Here is a 15,103-nt window from a genome sequence, read left to right on the forward strand (position 1 = left end):
GGCGCCTTTCGGAACGGACCGGAGACGATCAGCCGCGATGACGACCGCGGAAGTAGTCGATCAGGCCCTGGGTGGAGCCGTCGTCGGCCTTGCCTTCGCTGCGGCCGATGATGTGCTGGTAGACGTCCTTGCCGAGCTCCTTGCCCAGCTCGACGCCCCACTGGTCGAAGCAGTTGATGCCCCAGATGACGCTCTGCACGAACACCTTGTGCTCGTAGAGGGCCACCAGCGCACCCAGGCGCCGCGGCGAGATGCGCTCCAGCACCAGGGTGTTGCTCGGGCGGTTGCCTGGAATCACCTTGTGCGGCGCCAGCTTGGCGATCTCGGCTTCGCCCAGGCCCTTCTCGCGCAGCTCGGCCTCGGCTTCCTCGCGGGTCTTGCCCAGCATCAGTGCCTGGCTCTGCGACAGGCAGTTGGCATACAGCCACTGCTGGTGATCGGCCACCGGGTTGTGGCTCACCACCGGCACGATGAAGTCGCCGGGGATCAGCTGGGTGCCCTGGTGCAGCAGCTGGTGGTAGGCGTGCTGACCGTTGCAGCCGACGCCGCCCCAGATCACCGGACCGGTCTCCAGGCTCACCGGCGAGCCGTCCTGGCGCACGCTCTTGCCGTTGGACTCCATGTCCAGCTGCTGCAGGTGCTTCACGAAGTTTCGCAGGTGGTGGTCGTAGGGCAGGATGGCGTGACTGGTCGCGCCCCAGAAGTTGCCGTACCAGACCCCGAGCAGGCCCAGCAGCACCGGCATGTTCTCTTCGAAGGGAGCGCTGGTGAAGTGCTGGTCCATGGCATAGGCGCCGGCCAGCAGGTCCTTGAAGTTGGACATGCCGATGGCCAGGGCGATGGGCAGGCCGATGGCCGACCACAGCGAATAGCGACCGCCGACCCAGTCCCACATCGGGAAGATGTTCTCTTCGGCGATGCCGAATTCCACCGCCACCTTGACGTTGCTGGAGACGGCGATGAAGTGCTTGTGCAGCTCCGGCTCCGGGCAGCCCTGGGCCAGGCACCAGGCACGGGCGGCCTGGGCGTTCTTCAGGGTCTCCAGGGTGCCGAAGGACTTGGAGGAGACGATGAACAGGGTGGTGTCGGCGGCGAGCTTGGAGGTCACCTCGCGGAATTCGCTGCCGTCGATGTTGGCCAGGTAGTGGCAGCGCACGCCGCGCTGGGTGAAGGGCACCAGCGCCTCGGAGACCAGCTGCGGACCGAGGAAGGAGCCACCGATGCCGATGTTGACCACGTCGGTGATCGGCTTCTCGGTGTAGCCGCGCCAGAGGCCGTTGTGGATGCGGGTGACCAGCTGGGTCATCTGGTTCAGGACCCGGTGCACCTCGGGCATGATGTCCTGGCCGTCGATCCGGACGCTGTCGCCCACCGGGCGGCGCAGCGCGGTGTGCAGGGCGGGGCGGTGTTCGGAGGAGTTGACGTAGGCGCCATCGAACAGGGTGCGGATGGCCCCTTCCAGGCCCGCTTCCCGGGCCAGATTCACCAGCAGGTCACGGGTCTGCTCGGTGATGAGGTTCTTGGAGTAGTCGAGGAACAGACCACTGCTGCTCAGGGAGAACTGCGAGAAGCGCTGCGGATCGGCGGCGAAGGCATCGCGCATGCGGAAGTTCTGCATGGCCTTGCGGTGTTCCTGCAGGGCTTTCCAGGAGGCGAGCTGGGTCACGTCGAGGGGGTGTTGAAAGTACTCCATGGCTAGGCTTTTCCTTGGTGGCTCTTGTTTGCTGTTGTGCCCCACAAGCCGCTGGCTTGCAAGAGAAAGTCGGTGACCGCGAGACGCCGGTCGTGGCGCCGCGCTTCGAGCATGAAAAAGCCCGGTATGTTCCGGGCTTCCAGGGTTCAGGCGGGGTCGGGTGAGCTAACCTTCGGTTGCGTCACACTCGGACCCTGCGGCGAAAGCTCAGATTGTCGATCAGGCGGGTCTGGCCGAGGTAGGCCGCCACCAGCAGGACCAGCGCGGTGGTGTCCGTCCCGGCCGGTTGCAGACTCAGTTGCTCGCGCAGTTCCAGATAGTCGACCTTGAGCCCCTGAGCTTGCAATTCGGTGACACCGGCGGCGAGGGTCGGCTCGACCGCGGCGCCGGCGGCGAGCTGATCGGCGAGGCGCCTGAGCAGGCTGTACAGGCAGGGCGCACTGGCCCGCTGGTGGTCATCGAGATAGCCGTTGCGCGACGACAGCGCCAGGCCGTCGGTGGCCCGTACCGTGGGCTGGGCGACGATCTCGATGGGCATGTCCAGGTCCTGGACCAGCTTGCGGATCACCGCCAGCTGCTGATAGTCCTTTTCGCCAAACACCGCCACGTCCGGTTGCGCCATCTGGAACAGCTTGGTGACCACCGTCGCCACGCCTTCGAAATGCCCGGGCCGGCGCGCACCGCACAGGCCTTCGGACACTACGGGGACATTCACCCGGGTCAGGCCGTCCATGCCATTGGGATACATCTCGGCCACCGCCGGCGCGAACAGCAGGTCGCAGTGGGCCTCGTTCAGCTGGCGACTGTCTTCCGCCAGGGTGCGCGGATAGGTGTCCAGATCCTCGGTGGGACCGAATTGCAGCGGATTGACGAAGATGCTCGCCACCACGAAGTCGGCGTGACGCCGCGCGGTGTCGACCAGGGCGATATGCCCGGCGTGCAGATTGCCCATGGTGGGCACCAGGCCGATGCGCAGGCCCTGGCGGCGCGCGGCGGCGACGGCGGCGCGCAGTTCGCGGACGCTATGGACCGTTTTCATGCGGAGAATCCGTGTTCGGGAGCGGGAAAGCTGCCGTCCTTGACGGCAGCGACATAGGCCGCCAGGGCAGCCTGGATGCTGTCCTGGCCGGCCATGAAGTTGCGCACGAATTTCGGCGTGCGCCCGCGCAGGGCGAGGCCGAGCATGTCGTGCAGCACCAGTACCTGGCCATCGGTGGCAGCCCCGGCGCCGATGCCGATCACCGGCACCCGGGCGGCCCGGGTGATTTCCTCGGCCAGCGCCGAAGGCACGCATTCCAGCAGCAGCATGGCCGCGCCGGCTTCCTCCAGCTCACGCGCCGCCTCGCGCAACTGCTGCGCCCGGGCCGGATCGCGGCCCTGTACCTTGAAGCCGCCGAAGACATTGACCGACTGGGGCGTCAGGCCCAGGTGGGCGCAGACCGGCACGCCATTGGCGGCCAGGCGGCGAATGGGGTCGGCCAGCCAGGCATCGCCCTCGAGCTTGACCATCTGCGCGCCCGCCTGCATCAGGCGACCGGCGCTGGTCAGGGTCTGCTCCAGGGTGGCATAGGTCATGAACGACAGGTCGGCGACGATGAAGGCACCCGCGTGGCCGCGCTTGACGCAGGCGGTGTGGTAGACCATGTCGTCGAGGGTCACCGGCAGGGTGCTGTCGTGACCCTGCAGCACCATGCCGAGGGAATCGCCGATGAGCAGCATCTCGACGCCGGCCTGACTGGCGGCCTGGGCGAAGGTGGCATCGTAGGCGGTCAGCATGGCGATCTTTTCGCCGCGCTGCTTGAGCCCCTGAAGGGTCGTGAGGCTGATATCAGGCATGCAAGGGGTCCTCGTGGGACGGCGCTATGGTTATTGTCTGGGCGCCGCGGGCGCGGGGTGGCCGCGCGCAAACGGCTGCTATAGTCCCGGCGCATCCGGCGCAAGTCAATGCTCGGTGTTACGGCTGTGTTACCGCGTGGATGACGACGGTAGCAGCCGCTCCAGGCCTTCGAAAGGGCAGGCGGACAGCAGGTCCGGCAAGCGGCGGCCATCGGGCAGGTGCAGCGCGGGGGCGAGATCGGCCAGCGGATAGAGGACGAAGGCACGGGCCTGGAGGTGGTAGTGCGGCACCTGCAAGCGTGGCTCGTCGATCAGTCGCTCGCCGAATAGCAGGATGTCGATGTCCAGGGTCCGCGGACCCCAGCGTTCATCCTTGCGCACGCGGCCCTGCTGCTGCTCTATGGCCTGGGTGGCGTCGAGCAGCGCCAGGGGCTCGAGCCCGGTGTCCAGGGCGGCGACGGCGTTGACGTAGCGCGGCTGATCGGGTGGTCCCAGGGGATCGCTGGCATAGAAGGCGGAGACCGCCACCAGCTCACTGTGGGGCAGCTGGGCCAGGGCCTCGAGGGCCGCGTCCAGCTGGCGCCGCGGCTCGGCCAGGTTGCTGCCCAGGCCGAGATAGACCCTTTCCATCATTCGTCGCCGGCGGTGGGCGCATCCGAGGTGCGCCGCTTGCGATTGCTGCCGCCGCGGCGGCGCCGCTTGGCCGGTGCGCCTTCGTCGCGGCTGAGGTTCTTGATCATCTCGCGCCGCTGGCTGTCGCCGACCTCCTGGTAGCGGGTCCACCAGTCGCCCAGGCCACCGGTTTCCTCGCCGGCGCTCTCGCGCAGCAGCAGGAAGTCGTAGCCGGCGCGAAAGCGCGGATTCTCCAGCAACTGATCGGCGCGCTTGCCCTGGCGGCGTGGCAGGCGTTCCTGCATGTCCCAGATCTCGCGCATGGGCATGGTGAAACGCTTGGGGACGGCGGTGCGCTGGCACTGCTGCTGGGTGAGGTCGTGGGCGGCTTCCTGCATGGCCGGAATCGGCGGCAGGCCGAGGTCCTGATGATGACGGACGCGCTCGGGCAAGGCCGGCCAGAGCAGGGCGGCGAAGAGGAAGGCCGGGGTGACCGGCTTGCCTTCGCGGATGCGGGCATCGGTGTTGGCCAGGGCCTGGCGGATCAGGCTGCCGGCGTAGTCGGGATCGCGTTCCAGGGCTTCGCCACTGGCCGGAAACAGCGGGGCGAACAGCCCGTACTGGCAGAGCAGCTCGAAGGTGCGCTCGGCCTTGCCACCCAGCAGCAGCTTGATGACCTCGTCGAACAGCCGCGGTGCCGGAATGTCCCGCAGCAGCGGCGCCAGGCGGCTGATGGGTTCGGCGGTGGCGGCCTCGATCTCGAAATCCAGCTTGGCGGCGAAGCGCACGGCGCGCAGCATCCGCACCGGATCTTCCAGGTAGCGCTGCTCCGGATCGCCGATCAGCCGGATCTGCCGCAGGCGGATGTCTTGGGTGCCGTTGGCGTAGTCGAGGATGCGTTCGCCGCTGGCGTCGTAGTAGAGCGCGTTGATGGTGAAGTCGCGCCGCTGGGCATCCTGCTCCTGGTTGCCATAGATGTTGTCGCGCAGGATCCGGCCGCTTTCATGGCGCGAGCCCTGGGTCTCGTCCTCGGCATCCCCGGTAGGGTGATTGGCGCGGAAGGTCGCGACCTCGATGATCTCGCGGCCGAAATGCACATGGACCAGCTTGAAGCGCCGCCCGATGACCCGCGCATTGCGGAATTCGGCCCGCACCTGCTCGGGCGTGGCGCTGGTGGCGACGTCGAAGTCCTTGGGCTCGAAGCCCAGCAGCAGGTCCCGGACGCAACCGCCCACCAGGTAGGCCTGATAACCCGCCTTTTCCAGCCGGTCGACGACACTCAGGGCGTAGCGACTGATGCGCTCTCGTTCCAGAGCATGCTGACTGCGGGGCAGTTCGATGGGCAAGGCAGGCGCGGGCGGAGTACGCCGCAGGGGCGAGCGCAGAGTCTGGATCAGCTTCTTCAGCATGCGAGTTTCTGTTCGGAGAGACGGCTATACGCAATCTGGACCACAGCGGGAGCCGTTGCGCAATAGATAAGGAGGGGATCTTGAACGAGGGAGGGGAGGCTGTCAAAGGCACTGGGGGAGCCGAAGCTCCCCCCCAAAGTGGTACGTGCTTTGTTTTTATTGTCTATCCAGACCTCTTGTTTTTCTTGTGTGGTCTGTCCCGTGCGGATACCGGCCGCCGGAAAGGCTCTGAAGTCTAGAGCCAAGAGCAAACGGATTACTTTGGAAGCTGATGTCGTCAGGATCATTCCTGCTCTGCCTGGTACGGGTGCTGCCTCGGGGCAGTTTTATTGTTCTCTGGCCTGACATCGCGGGACCATCCCGCAAGACGACTCTTCTCCAAAATGATCAGTTAGCTACGCCTCCGCCTGCTTGTTCTTGTTGTGCTGGAGTCGCTACGTCTTGTTTTTGTTATGGAGGGGGTACGTTTTTATTGTTCTTGTGCCAGAACATAAAGCAGATGCCGTGCCAGTTTTGAAAAATCCTTTTATTTCAGTGGCTTACGAAAAATGTAGCCTTTTTACCTGGTGGCTACAGAGAGATTTTCGTTACCGCTGAACCCGCCTCCTGTTACGGCGGTAACACATTGCAAAGGATGGGGAGGCGCGGCGGGAGGGTGTTACCGCGGGACGTGCAGGGCTGCCGCGTCCCGGCGTGGATCAGCTGGCGTCGCTGCTGGCGCTGGCCTTGCGCCGTGGAATGCCCAGGCGCTGGCGACGTTCCCACAGGCACTTGCGGCTGACGCCGAGCTTGCGCGCCAGCTCGGTCTCGGTCATGTGATCCTGATGCTCGAGCACGAAGTGCTGGAAGTAGTCCTCCAGCGAGAGGTCCTCGGTGGGCTCGTGGGCGCCGTTGCCGTTCCCCAGGCCCGCGCTGGGCAGCGGATCCAGGTAGCTGTCGGCCAGCTCCAGCTCGCCGAGCTCGACGTCGATGCCCAGCTGGTCGGCATTGATCTCCTGGCCTTCGCTGAGGATCACCGAGCGCTCGATGGCGTTCTCCAGCTCGCGCACGTTACCCGGCCAGCTGTAGTGGCGGATGGCGGCCTCGGCTTCGGCGCCGAACTTGAGCCCCGGGCGACTCATGCGCGCGGACTGACGGGCGAGGAACACCCGGGCGATCTCCATGACGTCGCCACCGCGCTCGCGCAGGGCCGGCAGGCGCAGGGAGATGACGTTGAGGCGATAGAAGAGGTCTTCGCGGAACTGACCGATCTTGGCCAGGCCCTTGAGATCCCGGTGGGTCGCGGCGATCAGGCGCACATCGACCTTTTGCGACTGCACCGAGCCGACCCGGCGGATCTCGCCCTCCTGCAGCACGCGCAAGAGGCGCGCCTGGGCTTCCAGCGGCAATTCGCCGATCTCGTCGAGAAACAGGGTGCCGCCGTCGGCCGCTTCCACCAGGCCGGTACGGCTGGCGCTGGCGCCGGTGAAGGCGCCCTTCTCGTGGCCGAAGAGTTCGGATTCGATCAGGGTTTCGGGAATGGCCGCGCAGTTGACCGAGATCAGCGGTGCCTTGGCTCGGCGCGACAGGTTGTGCAGCGCCCGCGCCACCAGTTCCTTGCCGGTGCCCGACTCGCCCTGGATCAGCACGGTTGAGTCGGTGGGGGCGACCTTGCGGATCTTGCCGAAGAGGTCCTGCATTGGGGCGCAGTTGCCGATGATGCCGATCTCGCCGGTGGCCGGCGGCGGCGCGACGCTTTCCTCGACGGCGGCAGCCGGCTGGCGCTGTTCACGCTCGACCAGGATGCGCGCCACGGCCTGCAGCATCTCGTCGTGATCGAAGGGCTTGGCGATGTAGTCCACCGCGCCCTGCTTCATGGAGTCGACCGCCGATCTCAGGCTGGCGTAGCTGGTCATGATCAGCACCGGCTTGCCCTTGGCGAGATCGATCATCTCGGTACCGGGGGCGCCGGGCAGACGCAGATCGCTGATGACGAGATCGAAGCTCGAGACATCGTAGAGATCCTGGGCTTCCTGCACGGAGCCGGCTTCGCTGACGCGGAACTGGTTGCGCTCCAGCAGACGGCGCAGCGCCGAACGGATGATCTTCTCGTCTTCGACAATCAGGATATGGGCCATCAAGTGCGCTCTCTTACGGGAAGGCAAGACGACCCACGCCAGGCAGCGTGTCTTGTCGCGGTCGTCTGGACTTCCGAATGCTTTAGCAGATCCATCCAGCAGGCGGATGGGTCCGTCACGGCGCCTCCGGCAACCCGAGATAGCGCGGCAGCAGTACCCGGATGCGGGTGCCCTGGCCGGTCACGGGGTCGGTAGGACTATCGATCATTATCTGACCATAATGCTCTTCTACGATGGAATAGACCAGCGCCAAGCCAAGCCCCGTCCCCTTGCCCGGATCCTTGGTGGTGAAGAAGGGTTCGAACAGCCGGCTGACGATGGCCTTGGGAATGCCGCTGCCCTCGTCCTCGACGCTCAGGGTCACGGTCTGGCCCTGGGCCTCGCTGCGCACCCGGATCGGCGCACCGGGCGGCGAGGCGTCCCGGGCGTTGGACAGCAGGTTGATCATCACCTGCACCAGCCGCTGGGGATCGCCCTGCACCAGGTGTTCGGGATCGCAGAGATTGAAGAAGTCGACGTCCACGCTCTGGCGGTTGAGGGAGAGCAGGGCGATGGCCTCCTGGGCCGCCTCGGCCACGCACACCGGTTCGTGGGCCTGCTGGCGACCGCCGGCATGGGCGAAACTCATCAGCGACTGGACGATGCGGGTGATGCGCCGGGTCTGCTCGATGATCTGGCTGCTGATCTCGTCGATCTCTTCGTCCGCCTCGCGCTCCTCGCGCAGGTTCTGCGCCAGGCAGGCGATGCCGGTGACCGGATTGCCGATCTCGTGGGCGACGCCCGCGGCCAGCCGGCCGATGGAGGCCAGGCGCTCGGAATGGATCAGGCGGTCTTCCAGCAGCTGGGTCTCGCTGATGTCTTCCACCACCAGCACCGTGCCGTTGCTGCCCACCGCCAGGGGTTCGTCGATGGTCGCCTTGTGCAGGTTGAGCCAGCGTTGCTCGTGTTCCTGGGGCAGCCGCTGCTTGTAGAGGTGCTGCTGCGCCGGTTCGGCGAGAAAGCGCTCGAACAGGTCCTGCCAGGGATCGGGCAGGGCGCTCAGGCGCGAACCCACCACCCGGGCGCCGTCGATGCCGGTGAGTTCTTCCATGGCGCGGTTCCACATGAGGATCTCGCGGTCACGCGCCAGGGAGCAGACGCCCATGGGCAACTCCTGCAGGGTCTGGCGGTGATAGCGGCGCAGGGCGTCCAGCTCGGCGGCCAGGCCGGTCAGGCGCGACTGGTAGTCTTCCAGGCGATTCTCGATGAAGTGGATGTCTTCGGTGGCATAGGCCTCGCTTTCCGCCTTGAACGGCAGAAAGGTCTCGACGATGTCCTGGGCGACCCGCGGACCCATCAGGCCGGAGAGGTTGGCCTCGATGCGATCGCGCAACCGGCGCAGGGCATAGGGGCGGCGTTCGTCATAGGGCAGCAGCAGATCGGCCAGGGCGCGCTCGACTTCCTTCTGCGCGGTCTTGGCGCCCAGCGGCTTGGCCAGCTGGGCGGCGAAGTCCTGGGGCGAGCTGGCCGCCAGTTCGCGGCGCTGCGGACGGCGGACGTTGTCCACGGCGCAGGCCTCGGCGGCGCTCTTCTCTTCTTCGCTGGCCTCGGTGAAGAGCGAGACCAGGGCGAACACCAGCACGTTGACGGTCAGCGAGGCCACGGCGGCGAGGTGCCAGTTGCTGGCGCTGATGCGATAGCTGAAGACGCCGATATGCAGCGGATTGATGTCGGCCACCAGCGGCATGAGCATGCTCAGGAACCACAGGCCCAGGCCGCACAGCAGGCCGGCGATGAAGCCCTTGCGATTGGCCGTCTGCCAGTAGAGCACCGACAGCGCACCGGGCAGGAATTGCACGGTGGCGACAAAGGAGACGATGCCCAGGCTGGAGAGATCGCCATGGCCCTGCAGCAGGCGATAGAAGCCATAGCTGCCGAGGATGATGGCGGCGATCAGCATGCGCCGGGTCATGCGCAGCCAGCGATAGATGTTGCCGTCGGTGGGCGGCTGGTAGAGCGGCAGCACGATGTGGTTGAGCAGCATGCCCGACAGCGCCATGGTCACCACGATGATCAGGCCGCTGGCCGCCGACAGCCCGCCGACGAAGGCCACCAGCGCCAGCAGCGGATTGTCCAGCGCCAGGCCCACGCCCAGGGTGAAGTACTCCGGCGGCGTCGGCGAACCCAGCGCCAGGCCACCCCAGAGAATCGGCGGCACCGCCAGGCTGATCAGCAGCAGGAACAGCGGCAGGCCCCAGCTGGCACTGACCAGCGCCTGGGGACTGAGATTCTCGGTGAAGGCCATGTGGTACATGTGCGGGGTGACGATGGCCGCGGCAAAGAACACCAGCAGCAGGATCCGCCAGGGACCTTCCTGCAGCGGGGTGTGCAGGGTGGAGAGGGCGCTCTGGTTCTGCTGCAGCCAGGTCTCCAGGCCGTTGGGGCCGCCGAACACGGTATAGAGGGTGACACCGCCGACGATGCCCAGGGCCAGCAGCTTGACCAGGGACTCGAAAGCGATGGCCACCACCAGGCCTTCATGGCGCTCCTTGGAATTGATCTGGCGCGCGCCGAAGAGCATGGCGAACAGGGTGATCAGCAGGCAGAAGCCCAGCGCCGGGGCGTCCTGGGCGCGGGCCTGCACCAGGATGCCGGTGCTGGTTGCCACCGCCTGGATCTGCAGCGCCAGCAGCGGCAGCACGGCGATCAGCATGCCCAGGCTGGTGAGGGCGCCGGCCCAGGTGCTGCGGAAACGGAAGGCGAAAAGATCGGCCAGGGACGCCAGCTGGTAGGCACGGGTCAGGCGCAGGATGGGATAGAGCAGCACCGGCGCCAGCAGGAAGGCGCCGCACAGGCCCAGGTAGTAGGCGAGAAAGCCGTAGCCGTAGTCGTAGGCCAGGCCCACGGTGCCATAGAAGGCCCAGGCGCTGGCGTAGACGCCCAGCGACAGGGTGTAGATCAGCGGATGGCGCACCAGCCGGCGCGGCACCCAGCCCTTCTCGGTCATCCAGGCGACGCCAAAGAAGATCAGCAGGTAACCGGCGCTGATCAGCACCAATTGGGACAGACTAAAGCTCGTCGGCATCGCGCTGGCTCTGCAGGATAAAGGTCACCACGATGAGGATGAGCCACAGCAGGTAGGGGCGATACCAGGCGCCGCTGGGAGCGATCCACCAATCCATGATGGCGGGGGAGAACAGATAGATGCCTACCACGAGGAGCAGGACCAGCCGGTAGATGTACATGCGCGGTTCCCGAACGGCGATGGCGCCATGGTAATGCAAAAGCGCTGTACCCCGGAGAGGGAGGCCTCTACCGTGAAGGCTTCTTTCCCCGCCGGAGTTCGCCGATGACCAGGCCCCGTCTCGCCGCCGTGCTGGAAACCGCGCTCTATGTCGCCGATCTGCCCCGGGCCCGGCGCTTCTATGAAGAGCTGCTGGGGCTCACGCCGATGTTCGCCGACGAGCGCCTGGCCGCCTATGCGGTGGGCGCCAGCGTCCTGTTGCTGTTCCAGCGGGGTACTACCGAACAGCCCGTCAGGCTGCCGGGCGGCTGCATTCCGCCCCATGGCGCCCAGGGCTGTCAGCACCTGGCCCTGGCCGTGGCGGCGGATGAACTGGAAGCCTGGGCCGCACACCTGGTGGCTGCCGGGGTCGCCATCGAAGAACGCACCCGCTGGCCGCGTGGCGCGATCAGCCTGTATTTCCGCGATCCGGACGGACATCTGCTGGAACTGGCCACGCCCGGCCTCTGGCCCAACTACTAGTCCGGCAATCGGGCTTCGGCCAGGTGCGGCACCCGCGGGATCAGCGCGGCATCCCAGTGAGCGACACCCCAGGCCAGCACCCCGGCCGGGGTTTCCCGGGCCAGCTCCGCATGCGTCGGCTGGCCCAGGGTGCGCAGGGCGCGCACCAGCAGGGCGCCGGCCTGCTCGGGTGGCAACGGCGGCGAGCGGTAGCTCTTGCCCAGCTTGTGGCCATCGGGCTGGATCAGCAGCGGCACGTGCAGATAGCGCGGCGCCGGATGACCGAGCAATTCCTGCAGATAGAGCTGGCGGGGCGTCGAGTCCAGCAGGTCGGCGCCCCGCACCACGTCGGTCATGCCCTGCAGGGCATCGTCCATCACCACCGCCAACTGGTAGGCGATCAGGCCGTCGCGGCGCTGGATGACGAAGTCGCCCACCTCGCGGCCCAGGTGCTGGCGGAATTCGCCCTGCACCCGGTCGACGAAGCGGTAGTCCAGCTCAGGGACACGGATGCGGATGGCGGCGTCCGTCGCCGGCAGGCCGCGATTGCGGCAGTATCCGGGGTAGAGGCCGCCACTGCCTTCGAGCTGCTTGCGCGAGCAGTCGCAGGCATAGGCCAGGCCGCTGGCCAGCCACTGCGCGATGACCGCGCGATAGGCGTCCAGGCGCTCGCTCTGGCGCAGCACCGGGCCGTCCCATTCGAAGCCGTAGGCCTCCAGAGTGGTGAGGATCGCCGCCTGAGCGCCGGGGACCTCGCGCGGGGGGTCCAGGTCTTCCATGCGCACCAGCCACTGCCCGCCCGCGGCGCGGGCATCCAGGTAGGAGGCGAGGGCGGCAACCAGCGAGCCGAAGTGCAGATAGCCGCTGGGCGTGGGGGCGAAACGGCCGACATAGGGGCGCCTGGACATAGCTCATCCTGTGAATGCCGGAAAAACCGAAGTCTGGAAAGAACAAAGGGCGCCGTAGCGCCCTCGTCGGTGAGGCAGCAGGACTCAGGTCCCGGTCTGCTTCTCGCGGATCTCGGCCAGGGTCTTGCAGTCGATGCACAGGCTGGCGGTCGGACGGGCTTCCAGGCGACGGATACCGATTTCCACGCCGCAGGAGTCGCACCAGCCGTATTCGTTGTCTTCGATCAGCTGCAACGTCTCGTCGATCTTCTTGATCAGCTTGCGCTCGCGGTCGCGGGCACGCAGTTCCAGGCTGAATTCCTCTTCCTGGGTCGCGCGGTCGGCCGGGTCGGCGAAGTTGGCCGCTTCTTCCTTCATGTGGTGCACGGTGCGATCGACTTCTTCGCGCAGTTCCTGCTTCCACTTGTTCAGAATGCCGGTGAAGTGGGCGCGCATGCGCTCACTCATGTATTCCTCACCCTTGGCAGGCTGGTAGGGTTCGTAGCCACGGGCCAGATGATTGTTCTGCTGATTTGCTTCGCTGGGCATGATTGACCCTCTCACTTTCGCTGATCCTGTCCACAGGCTGGATGCGTTTCCAGGCCTCTCCATGTTGGAACGCCCGGGGTCTGTGGCTGCCGATGGCGTCCCGCGCAATGCCGACGCCAGGCTGAATATGTTCTCGACTGGCCAGTCGCCCTGCGGATGCAAGCCGGCGAACTTACCAGAAGCTTCCAGGGGGCGCTACTACTGGCCTCCCGCTCCTTGCCGACGCGGCGGATGCCGGTCTGCGAAGCCTTGGTTAGAATCCCGCCTTCGCCACAAGTTCGGACCCCCTCCATGTCCAATTCCTACAGCGCGCGCAGCCAGGCCATCGAGCCCTTCCATGTGATGGCCCTGCTGGAGCGCGCCAACCAGCTCCAGGCCGCCGGGCACGACGTCATCCACCTGGAGATCGGCGAGCCCGATTTCACCACCGCCGCCCCGGTGGTCGCCGCTGGCCAGGCCGCGCTGGCGGCCGGTCAGACCCGCTACACCGCGGCCCGTGGCCTGCCGGAATTGCGCCGCGCCATCGCCGCCTTCTATGGCGAGCGCTACGGCGTCGACCTGGATCCGGAACGGGTGCTGATCACCCCCGGCGGTTCGGGTGCCCTGCTGCTGGCCAGCGCCCTGCTGGTGGATCCCGGGCGTCACTGGTTGCTGGCCGATCCCGGCTATCCCTGCAATAGACACTTCCTACGCCTGGTGGAAGGCGCGGCCCAGCTGATTCCGGTCGGCGCCGAGACCCGCTACCAGCTCACCCCCGAACTGGTCGCGCGGCACTGGCAGGCGGACAGCGTCGGCGCTCTGGTGGCCTCGCCGGCCAATCCGACCGGCACCCTGCTGAATCGCGACGAACTCGCCGGGCTGTCGGCCGCCCTCAGGGCACGTGGTGGTCACCTGGTGGTGGACGAGATCTACCACGGCCTGACCTACGGCCTGGACGCCCCCAGCGTGCTGGAGGTGGACGACTCGGCCTTCGTGCTCAACAGCTTCTCCAAGTATTTCGGCATGACCGGCTGGCGCCTCGGCTGGCTGGTGGCGCCGCGCGCCGCGGTGCCGGAGCTGGAAAAGCTGGCGCAGAATCTCTACATCAGTGCCTCCACCGTGGCCCAGCAGGCGGCCCTGGCCTGTTTCACCCCCGAGGCCATGGCCATCTTCGAGGAGCGTCGCGCCGAATTCGCCCGCCGTCGCGACTACCTGTTGCCGGCGTTGCGCAACCTGGGCTTTGAGATCGCCGTCGAGCCCCAGGGCGCCTTCTACCTCTATGCCGACATCGCCGCCTTTGGCGGCGACGCCTATGCCTTCTGCCAGTTCCTGCTGGAGACCGAGCACGTCGCCATCACCCCCGGCCTGGATTTCGGGCGCCACCGCGCCGACACCCATGTGCGCTTCGCCTACACCCAGTCGCTGCCGCGCCTGGAAGAGGCCGTCGCCCGCATCGCCCAGGGATTGCAGCGCTGGAGCGCCCGGTGAGATTCGAGCCGCCCCTGGAAGAGGGTCGCCTGCTGCGCCGCTACAAGCGTTTTCTCGCCGACATCGAGACCGCCAGCGGCGAGGTGCTAACCCTGCACTGCCCCAATACCGGCTCCATGCTCCACTGCCAGCCGGCGGGCGCCCGCGTCTGGTTCAGCCGCGCCAGTGGTCCCAAGCGCAAGCTGCCCGGCACCTGGGAGTTGGTCGAGACGGATCACGGCCGGCTGGCCTGCATCAATACCGCCCGTGCCAATCGCCTGGTGGAGGAGGCCTTGCTGGCCGGTGGCATTCCCGAGCTGGCCGGCTTCACCGCCCTGCGCCGGGAGGTGGCCTACGGCCTGGAGAACAGTCGCGCCGATTTCCGCCTGGAGTACCCCGCGGGGCCGCTTTACCTAGAGGTCAAGAGCGTCACCCTGGGCTTTGCCGACACCGCGATCGCCGCCTTTCCCGACGCCGTGACCACCCGTGGGGCCCGCCATCTGCGCGAGCTGGCGGCCCTGGCCGCAGCCGGTGAGCGGGCCGTGCTGCTCTATTGCGTATTGCTCGACGGCATCGAGGCGGTACGCCCGGCCGCGGAAATCGATGCCGCCTATGCCCTGGCCCTGGGCGAAGCCCGTCGCCAGGGTGTGCAGGTGCTGGCTTATGGGGCACGGCTCTCGCCTGCGGGCCTGGAGTTGGACCGACCGTTGCGCCTCGCTGACCAGGCAGTCACAAAAAGCTGATCGCCCGGACAGGATCTGGCAGGCGCCTTGCTTACGGATATCGCCCATCGATCGCCGCTATCGGGCGATCCTGTCAGGAGTCTCTTG

13 protein-coding genes are annotated in these 15,103 nt (G+C 66.8%); 3 read left to right on the plus strand and 10 right to left on the minus strand.

The window, feature by feature from the left end:
* Positions 1-28: 28 nt before the first annotated feature.
* The 8 genes from pgi to PSK12I2_RS24800 form a co-directional block, all read right to left on the minus strand.
* Complete coding sequence (gene pgi, locus PSK12I2_RS0104935) at positions 29-1,693, minus strand: glucose-6-phosphate isomerase (RefSeq protein WP_027597535.1); 1,665 nt, start codon at positions 1,691-1,693, stop codon at positions 29-31.
* A gap of 181 nt (positions 1,694-1,874) precedes the next feature.
* Entirely contained in the window at positions 1,875-2,732 is an 858-nt protein-coding gene (gene panC, locus PSK12I2_RS0104940) for a pantoate--beta-alanine ligase (protein ID WP_027597536.1), read from the minus strand.
* The gene (gene panB / locus PSK12I2_RS0104945; protein WP_027597537.1) at positions 2,729-3,529 is read right to left on the minus strand and encodes a 3-methyl-2-oxobutanoate hydroxymethyltransferase; all 801 of its coding nucleotides are present in this window, start codon (positions 3,527-3,529) and stop codon (positions 2,729-2,731) included. The genes panC and panB overlap by 4 nt, the downstream gene beginning before the upstream one ends.
* A 129-nt stretch (positions 3,530-3,658) precedes the next feature.
* The gene (gene folK, locus PSK12I2_RS0104950; protein ID WP_371100301.1) at positions 3,659-4,162 is read right to left on the minus strand and encodes a 2-amino-4-hydroxy-6-hydroxymethyldihydropteridine diphosphokinase; all 504 of its coding nucleotides are present in this window, start codon (positions 4,160-4,162) and stop codon (positions 3,659-3,661) included.
* The gene (locus PSK12I2_RS0104955) at positions 4,159-5,550 is read right to left on the minus strand and encodes a polynucleotide adenylyltransferase PcnB (protein ID WP_027597539.1); all 1,392 of its coding nucleotides are present in this window, start codon (positions 5,548-5,550) and stop codon (positions 4,159-4,161) included. The genes folK and PSK12I2_RS0104955 overlap by 4 nt, the downstream gene beginning before the upstream one ends.
* 698 nt (positions 5,551-6,248) lie before the next feature.
* On the minus strand, positions 6,249-7,667 hold the full coding sequence (locus tag PSK12I2_RS0104960; RefSeq protein ID WP_007159709.1) for a sigma-54 dependent transcriptional regulator: 1,419 nt from the start codon (positions 7,665-7,667) through the stop codon (positions 6,249-6,251).
* 115 nt (positions 7,668-7,782) lie between these two features.
* Positions 7,783-10,731, minus strand: a complete 2,949-nt coding sequence (locus PSK12I2_RS0104965; RefSeq protein ID WP_027597540.1) for a sensor histidine kinase — start codon at positions 10,729-10,731, stop codon at positions 7,783-7,785.
* Positions 10,715-10,891 (minus strand): hypothetical protein, encoded by a 177-nt coding sequence (locus PSK12I2_RS24800; RefSeq protein WP_007159707.1) that lies wholly within the window; start codon positions 10,889-10,891, stop codon positions 10,715-10,717. The genes PSK12I2_RS0104965 and PSK12I2_RS24800 overlap by 17 nt, the downstream gene beginning before the upstream one ends.
* Positions 10,892-10,995: 104 nt before the next feature.
* On the opposite strand from PSK12I2_RS24800, the gene PSK12I2_RS0104975 reads away from it, so the two are divergent.
* The gene (locus PSK12I2_RS0104975) at positions 10,996-11,412 is read left to right on the plus strand and encodes a VOC family protein (protein WP_027597541.1); all 417 of its coding nucleotides are present in this window, start codon (positions 10,996-10,998) and stop codon (positions 11,410-11,412) included.
* Here PSK12I2_RS0104975 and gluQRS read toward each other — a convergent pair.
* The gene (gene gluQRS / locus PSK12I2_RS0104980; RefSeq protein WP_027597542.1) at positions 11,409-12,299 is read right to left on the minus strand and encodes a tRNA glutamyl-Q(34) synthetase GluQRS; all 891 of its coding nucleotides are present in this window, start codon (positions 12,297-12,299) and stop codon (positions 11,409-11,411) included. The genes PSK12I2_RS0104975 and gluQRS overlap by 4 nt on opposite strands.
* Positions 12,300-12,383: 84 nt before the next feature.
* A complete protein-coding gene (gene dksA / locus PSK12I2_RS0104985) occupies positions 12,384-12,827 on the minus strand; it encodes an RNA polymerase-binding protein DksA (RefSeq protein ID WP_007159704.1) in 444 nt (147 codons plus the stop codon).
* A gap of 291 nt (positions 12,828-13,118) precedes the next feature.
* On the opposite strand from dksA, the gene PSK12I2_RS0104990 reads away from it, so the two are divergent.
* Positions 13,119-14,294 carry a pyridoxal phosphate-dependent aminotransferase gene (locus tag PSK12I2_RS0104990; RefSeq protein WP_027597543.1) on the plus strand — a complete coding sequence of 392 codons (1,176 nt, stop codon included), beginning with the start codon at positions 13,119-13,121 and terminating at the stop codon, positions 14,292-14,294.
* Positions 14,291-15,016 (plus strand): DNA/RNA nuclease SfsA, encoded by a 726-nt coding sequence (gene sfsA / locus PSK12I2_RS0104995; protein ID WP_027597544.1) that lies wholly within the window; start codon positions 14,291-14,293, stop codon positions 15,014-15,016. The genes PSK12I2_RS0104990 and sfsA overlap by 4 nt, the downstream gene beginning before the upstream one ends.
* The last annotated feature ends 87 nt before the right edge of the window (positions 15,017-15,103 follow it).

The sequence above is a fragment of the Pseudomonas sp. MOIL14HWK12:I2 genome (genome assembly GCF_000510745.1).
In the GTDB taxonomy this organism is placed as follows: Bacteria; Pseudomonadota; Gammaproteobacteria; order Pseudomonadales; family Pseudomonadaceae; genus Chryseomonas; species Chryseomonas oryzihabitans.